The organism is Pseudomonas sp. YuFO8, assembly GCF_035065025.1.
GTDB classification, from domain to species: domain Bacteria; phylum Pseudomonadota; class Gammaproteobacteria; order Pseudomonadales; family Pseudomonadaceae; genus Aquipseudomonas; species Aquipseudomonas putida_AE.
The window spans coordinates 34,861-41,839 of sequence record NZ_JAXDEQ010000049.1; the positions used below are offsets into that span (position 1 = coordinate 34,861).

Genomic DNA, 6,979 nt, shown 5'->3' on the forward strand with positions numbered 1-6,979 from the left:
TAACGAGGTGATCTTGTCCAATATCCGTGAAGTAGCCCGGCTGGCCGGCGTCTCGGTGGCCACGGTGTCCAGAACCCTGAAATCGCCTGAGCGTGTGCTTCCCGAGACACGGGACAAGGTCAACGCGGCCGTGGAACAGGCCGGCTACAGGCCGAACCTGATGGCAGTGCAGTTTCGCTCGCGCCGCACCGGCAACCTGGTGATCCTGGTGCCCGCCATCGCCAACACTTTTTTTGCCCGGGTCATCAGCGGCGCGCAACAGGCGGCGCAGGCGGCCAACTATCGGCTGCTGCTGTGCGACACCCAGGGCCGCGAAGAGATCGAACGGGAATTCGCCGAGCTGGTGTACAACCATCAGGCTGACGGTGTGATCCAGTTGCGTGCCTTCGATCCGTTCGAGGCGCCCTTCCCCAACGTCGAGTTGCCGCCCATCGTCAACGCCTGCGAGGTGATTCAAGGCGGCCGTCATCCGACCATCAGCCTGGACAATCGCGCGGCCGCCAAGGCCATGACCGAACACCTGATCGAACTGGGCCACCGCCGGATCGGCCTGATCAAGGGCCCGAAAAGCAGCCCGCTGACCCGCGATCGTGTGGCTGGTTATCAGGATGCCTTGCGTCAGGCCGGCATCGATTGCGACCCGGCGCTGATCTGCCATGGAGATTTCAGCCTGAAGGCCGGTGATGACGGCGCAGCCGCCATGCTGGACCTGCCCGAGCGTCCCACTGCACTGTTCTGCGAAAACGATGAAATGGCCATCGGCGCGTTGAAACGCATCAAGCAACAGGGTTTAAGGGTACCCGAGGACATTTCGCTGGTAGGCTTTGACGACATTCCCTTTGCAAAGTACTGCGACCCACCGCTGACGACCATCGCGCAACCCGCCGAAGTCTTCGGCCAGAAAGCCGTCGAGATGTTGATTGCGCTGATCGAAAAGAAACCGCTGGTACAGCGGCATGTGGTGTTGCCGTTCGAACTGACGTTGCGCGGCAGCACGGCGGTGGTGCAACAGACAACTTAGAAGACCACTGGCACCGCTTTCGCCAGCAGGCCGCTCCCACAATGGATCTGTATCGTGCCTGTTTTTTGAATTCACTGAGGATCAAGTGTGGGAGCGAGCTTGCTCGCGATTGCGGTGGCTCAGTCGACATCCATGCTCAATGTGCCGGCCTCTTCGCGAGCAAGCTCGCTCCCACAGTGGATCTGCTTCGTGCCTGGTTTTTGAGTTCACTGTGGATCAGTGTGGGAGCGAGCTTGCTCGCGATGGCGGTGGGTCAGTCGACTTCCATGCTGAATGTACCGGCCTTATCGCGAGCAAGCTCGCATACAGTGGATTTGCTTTGTGCCTGGTTTTTGAGTTCACTGAGGATCAATGGAGGGGGCCTGCGGAGGCTTTGTTAAAGGCATTCCTGGGCAGCACGTTCAAGCCGCGATGGCCCGAACGTCGAGGCCAGCAACGTGCGTTCGTACAGGAACACCTTGCCGCCATTCGAGGCCTTGTAGGCTTCGAGCACATCGTCGGCGGCGACCTTGCTCGAAACGACGATTCGATAGCTGCGCTGGGTCTGCGAAATCGTTGCGCTCAGTGCGTCTTCCTGCAATTTCGGCAAGACACACTGGGCGTAGTCCGCCGGTGCCTTTTTCGTCTGCAGGGTCAGTGTCGGGTTATTGGGTGCAGAAGCACACCCGGACAGCAGCAAGGGGGCGATCAGCGCCAGTCGAGTCAGCATCTTCATCACAGGGTTCCGCAAGGCTTTTTTGATGCACGGCATGTTCCCTGTTTGCCGGCAGCAACAGAACTTGTGATGGATGATTGTGACTATCAGTGCAACGAATAGTCGCCGTCTTCACTCGGCGGATTTGACCACCGACCCGCGCTTGAATGCCTCCCGTCGTTCCTGGCGCTCCAGGGCATAGGCCGCGCTCGGCTCGCTGCTCAACTCATCACGGCGCAACAGTTCACCACAATGCTCGCACAACGGCCCGAGCCCCGCGGGCTGGCCGCAAGTCTGGTGGGTGTAGCGCACGGCCAGGCCCTCTTGCGGCGACTTACACCAGGTTTCGCCCCAGGCCCGCAACGCCAGCACCACAGAATAAAACGCCTGCCCCTTGGCCGTGAGGTGGTACTCGTAGCGCGGCGGCCGCTCGTTGTAGGCGCGGCGCTCGACCATGCCGTCCGCCTCCAGGCTTTTCAGGCGGGTCGCGACCATCTGCGGGGTGCCGCCGGTCTGCGCCTGGATCTCATCGTAGCGGTGATTGCGCATGAACAACTCGCGCAACACCAGCACGGTCCAGCGATCACCAACCACGTCTTCGGCCCGGGCAATCGGACACAGGGTTTCAGGGCTAGTCTTTTTTAACGCCATACGGGCTTGCCTCTTTCCAAGTAACTATGATTATCATATCTACACGATGCCACGGCAAGCCCATGGCAGCGATCCGTCCATTTCCTGGAGCATTGGTCATGTCCAACACCCCCTACCCGCTGGATCGAACCGCCTACCTGCTGGTCGATCCCTACAACGACTTCCTGTCCGAAGGCGGCAAGATCTTCCCGCTGCTCGAGCCGATCGCCCGGCAAGTCGGCCTGCTGGACAACCTGCGCACCCTCGACCGTACCGTCCGCGCCCTGGACATACCGGTATTCATCGTACCGCACCGGCGCTGGGAACAAGGCGACTACGAGAATTGGGATCACCCAAGCCCCACCCAATGCAAGATCCAGCACATGCACCACTTCGCTCGCGGCGAATGGGGCGGCGAATGGCATCCCGATTTCGCGCCCCAGCCTGGCGACGTCGTCATCCAGGAGCATTGGGGTTCGAGCGGCTTTGCCAACACCGACCTGGATTTTCGCCTCAAGCAGAAAGGCATCACCCACGTGATCATCGTCGGCCTGCTGGCCAACACCTGCATCGAGGCCACCGCCCGCTACGCCCAGGAACTGGGCTACCACGTCACCCTGGTGCGCGACGCCACCGCCGCTTTCAAGCCGGAAATGATGCACGCCGCCCATGAACTGAACGGTCCGACCTTCGCCCATTCGATTGTCACCACCGAGCAACTGATCGCCACCCTCAAGCCGTGAGCACACCATGAAACTGACTGGAAACCTGTTGATCGGCGCCAACGAAGTCGCCGCCAGCGCAGGGACGATGAAGGCGCTGAACCCCGCCAACAATCAGCTGATCGAGCCGGAATTCGCCTTCGGTGGCGCCGCCGAAGTGGACCTGGCGGCGAACCTCGCCGACGCCGCGTTCGACCACTACAGCCACACCTCGCTCGCCGAGCGATCGGCCTTGCTCGAACGCATCGCCGACAATCTGGACGCCGTCGCCCAGCCGCTGGCCGCAAGGGCCGCCCTGGAAACCGGCCTGCCCGAAGCCCAACTGCTGGGCGAAGTGGCCAAGGCCGCGACGCAGTTTCGGCAATTCGCCGAGGTGGTGCGCCGGGGACGCTTCCTCCAGGTGGCCATCGATCCGGCCCAGCCCGAGCGCCAGCCACGCCCGCGCATGGATCATCGCCTGCAGAAAATCGCCCTCGGCCCGGTGGCGGTGTTTGGCGCCAGCAACTTCCCCATCAGCTACTCGGTGGCCGGCGGCGACACCGCCGCGGCGCTGGCGGCGGGCGCGACGGTAGTCGTCAAATCCCACAACGCTCACCCTGGGGCCTCGGAAATCCAGGCCCGGGCCATCCGCAAGGCCGTGCAGGACAGCGGCTTGCCTGAAGGCGTGTTCTCGATGGTGCGCGGCGCCGGCAACGCGATCGGCGAAGCCCTGGTCGACCATCCGTTGATCAAGGCGATGACCTTCACCGGTTCCGAACAGGGCGGGATGGCCCTGTATCGCCGGGCGCAGCTACGCCCCGAGCCGATCCCGGTCTTCACCGAGATGGCCAGCGTCAACCCCACCTTCATCCTGCCCCAGGCACTGGCAGAGCGTGGCGCGCAGATCGGCGACGGTTTTATCGAGCGCATGCTGGTCAATGTCGGGCAAGCCTGTCTCAAGCCGGCGATCCTGATTGCCATCGCCGGGGCCGGTTTCGAGGCCATGCGTGACGCCATGATTAGCCGCGTGACGACGGCACCGGCGCGGCCAATGCTGACGCCGGGCATCCATGGGGCGTACTTGAGCGGGCTCGACAGGTTGCACGGTGCTGGCGCCAGGCTGGCTGCCGAAGGCCTAGCCGCCAACGTGGCGCTGGACGGCCAGTCGGCCTTGCTAGAGGTCGACGGCCAACGCTTTCTCAGCGAAACAACCCTTACCGAGGAAGTGTTCGGGCCGGCAGCCCTGCTGGTGAAGGTCGAGGATGAGGCGCAAATGCTTGCGGTCGCCCGTGCACTTCGCGGACAGCTCAGTGCTGCCATGCACATGGAAGCCGAGGACTTGGCGCTGGCCCGTCGTTTGCTGCCGATCCTGGAGCGGCGCACCGGGCGGATCGTCGTCAACGCCTTTGCCCATCCGCAAGAGGTGTCTTTCGCCAGTGTGCACGGCGGGCTGTTTCCGGCGTCGTCGGACAGCCGCTTCACTTCGGTGGGCATGAGTTCCATCGAGCGTTTTCTGCGGCCGGTGTGCTACCAGGGTTTTCCCGATGAGTTACTGCCCGAGGCACTGCGTGAGGGCAATCCGCTCGGTGTGCCGCGCAGCGTCGACGGTCAATAAGCAGTTTTCGCGCCAGGCAAATTCTAAATGTGGGAGCGGGCTTGCTCCGGGCGGCGTTCCGAGGGAGTGTCAGTCGACATCAATTAACCTGACACGCCCTCTTAGCCATCAAGCCCGCTCCACGAGGTTCGATGGTGGATATATGATCTGTGTCGACGCAAGCCATCATTTAGAAGACACCGCTGGCACATTATCGGACTTGAAAAAACGCAATAACCTGAAACTCCGTCCAACGATCAAACCATTGATGAGCCCAGACCCCAATGACGACCAGGCCACTAACGAAACTTCATTGGCCAGTTCCGGATGCACAGCCTCCTGGTAACCGCTGTAGTAACGCCAGGCGAAGAAGCACCAATACACAATCAGCACTCTGATCGTGCCATCCAGCACCAGCCCCCCACCCTCATGTTTCACGTTGTGGTACGAGTAAAAGCGAAAGGCCAGCAACCACCCAACCAGCAACCCCAGCGCATAAACCGAAAGCGGAACCACAAATCCTTGGGAGATTTTCAGCGAGGCCACGGAAATAGCGACGAATATCGCCGGTGTCAGTAGTAACGATTTTTTCGTTTCATAACTCTTGAAGCAGGCAATGACGCCGTAATACGTCACGATAAAAAAAACTGCGTAAACCCATAGTGGTGTGCCACGCAAAATGTCGAGCATAAAAAACCCTTTGGCACTGCCTGTGCCCCCCATTCAATGAGTTATCAAATTATCCACGCTAGGCAACTAGCGCAAGTCGGGGAGATCCCACAAAATTGTAGGTAATGGACTAGGACACAGTAATATTGGTCTGAGGACAGGCAACTAATCGGAACGCATCCGCAGGCACCGATGGTAGAGAAGCATGTCTCTGGTTTCTACCCGAGCAAGCTCGTTCCCACAGGTAATCAGGGTCAGGTCAGGAAAAGGTCGTCGCCGCCCCTTCCTACAAGGCAAACACCTGATTCCTTCCATTGCGCTTGGCCTGATACAACCCGTCATCGGCGCGGGTCAGCAGACTTTCCTGGTTGTCGCCGGGCTGTACGAAGGCGACGCCGAACGACGCGGTCACGGTGTCCAGCACGGTGTCGGTGCTGCGCGCCTTGATCCGCAAGGACTGGACCTTCAGGCGCAGGTGCTCGGCGAAGGCACAGGCACTGCCCAGGTCGGCGCAATCGGGCAGGACCACACAGAACTCTTCACCGCCGTAACGCGCCGCGAACGCATTGGCTGGCAACGCCCCGCGCAGCACCTGGGCAACATGCTGCAGCACCCGGTCGCCCAGCGGGTGACCGTACTGATCATTGAATTGCTTGAAGTGGTCGATATCCAGCATCAACAGGGCCACTCCACGGGAAGCCTTGCCCAGCGCCTGTTCCAGCAGGCGGGTGAACGCGGTGCGGTTGAACAGTTCGGTCAGGCCGTCGAGGGTCGCGGCCAGTTGCGCGCGCTGCAGTTTGTCGCGCAGGGTCTTGATTTCGTCCTGTGCCGAGTGCAACTGGGTGAGGAAGTGTTCCTGTTGGCTCTGCATCAGCCGAGTGCTCTGCTGCAGCTCGCTCAAGATGCCCGGCAGGCGGTCATTGGCCGGTTCGTCGAGCATTTCCAGGCACTGCCCCAGGCGGTTCTGGAAGTTGAGGCTGCCTTCCACGCTTTGCGAGACGTCGCGCTCCATGCCATCCACCAGGCTGATGACCTGATGCTGTTCGGCGCGGGCATCTTCCAGCTCGTCACGGATGATGTACTGGCGAAACAGGCGAGTCGCCGACTCTGGCGGGCAACCGTCGAAGTCCCGGACCACGCGGTCCAGGTGACGATTGAGCTCCGGGTCCTGGCCCTGGCTGTAGGTGTACCAGAGGGCGTAGTGCACGGGATTGGGCGGGATGTTATGGCGAACCATCAGCGGCACGGCCTGCTTGAGCAGGGCCGCCGCTTCGCGGGAGTCTTCCGGATACAGCGCTAGGACATTCGCACGCGTTTCTGATGAGCTCATAACGTCACTGTGGTTGTTTATCATGGGCATTTCGGCTGTGCGCTGAGCATACCGATACGCCTGATAAACGGCTATCCCCGCAATGATCCTTGAAACTGCAGGAGCCCGGCTTGCCGGCGAAGGCGTCCTCGAATATTGCAGCGGGCTTTGGGGCCTCTTCGCTGGCAAGCCAGCTCCTACAAAGGTGCGCGGGGCGTTGCGTTGTGGTCGACGGGACTTGTAGGAGCCCGGCTTGCCGGCGAAGGCGTCCTCGAATATTGCAGCGGGCTTTCGGGCCTCTTCGCTGGCAAGCCAGCTCCTACAAAGGTGCGCGGTGCGTTGCGTTGTGGTCGACGCGGAC

At 61.3% G+C, this 6,979-nt stretch carries 7 protein-coding genes; 3 read left to right on the plus strand and 4 right to left on the minus strand.

Features of this window, described 5'->3' with window-relative positions:
• Positions 1-13: 13 nt before the first annotated feature.
• Positions 14-1,021 (plus strand): LacI family DNA-binding transcriptional regulator, encoded by a 1,008-nt coding sequence (locus SOP95_RS27850; protein ID WP_323609037.1) that lies wholly within the window; start codon positions 14-16, stop codon positions 1,019-1,021.
• Between the two features lie 376 nt (positions 1,022-1,397).
• Here the strand turns inward: SOP95_RS27850 and SOP95_RS27855 are convergent, their stop codons facing one another.
• Both SOP95_RS27855 and SOP95_RS27860 read right to left on the minus strand, forming a co-directional pair.
• Complete coding sequence (locus SOP95_RS27855) at positions 1,398-1,736, minus strand: hypothetical protein (protein WP_274077607.1); 339 nt, start codon at positions 1,734-1,736, stop codon at positions 1,398-1,400.
• Positions 1,737-1,847: 111 nt separating this feature from the next.
• Positions 1,848-2,366, minus strand: a complete 519-nt coding sequence (locus SOP95_RS27860) for a winged helix-turn-helix transcriptional regulator (RefSeq protein WP_323609038.1) — start codon at positions 2,364-2,366, stop codon at positions 1,848-1,850.
• A 98-nt stretch (positions 2,367-2,464) separates the two neighbouring features.
• On the opposite strand from SOP95_RS27860, the gene SOP95_RS27865 reads away from it, so the two are divergent.
• Positions 2,465-3,088, plus strand: a complete 624-nt coding sequence (locus SOP95_RS27865) for an isochorismatase family cysteine hydrolase (RefSeq protein ID WP_274077605.1) — start codon at positions 2,465-2,467, stop codon at positions 3,086-3,088.
• A 7-nt stretch (positions 3,089-3,095) separates the two neighbouring features.
• Complete coding sequence (locus SOP95_RS27870; protein WP_323609039.1) at positions 3,096-4,661, plus strand: aldehyde dehydrogenase (NADP(+)); 1,566 nt, start codon at positions 3,096-3,098, stop codon at positions 4,659-4,661.
• A 165-nt stretch (positions 4,662-4,826) separates the two neighbouring features.
• Here the strand turns inward: SOP95_RS27870 and SOP95_RS27875 are convergent, their stop codons facing one another.
• Both SOP95_RS27875 and SOP95_RS27880 read right to left on the minus strand, forming a co-directional pair.
• On the minus strand, positions 4,827-5,330 hold the full coding sequence (locus tag SOP95_RS27875) for a hypothetical protein (RefSeq protein ID WP_323609040.1): 504 nt from the start codon (positions 5,328-5,330) through the stop codon (positions 4,827-4,829).
• A gap of 265 nt (positions 5,331-5,595) precedes the next feature.
• Entirely contained in the window at positions 5,596-6,639 is a 1,044-nt protein-coding gene (locus SOP95_RS27880; RefSeq protein WP_323609041.1) for a GGDEF domain-containing protein, read from the minus strand.
• Between the last annotated feature and the right edge of the window lie 340 nt (positions 6,640-6,979).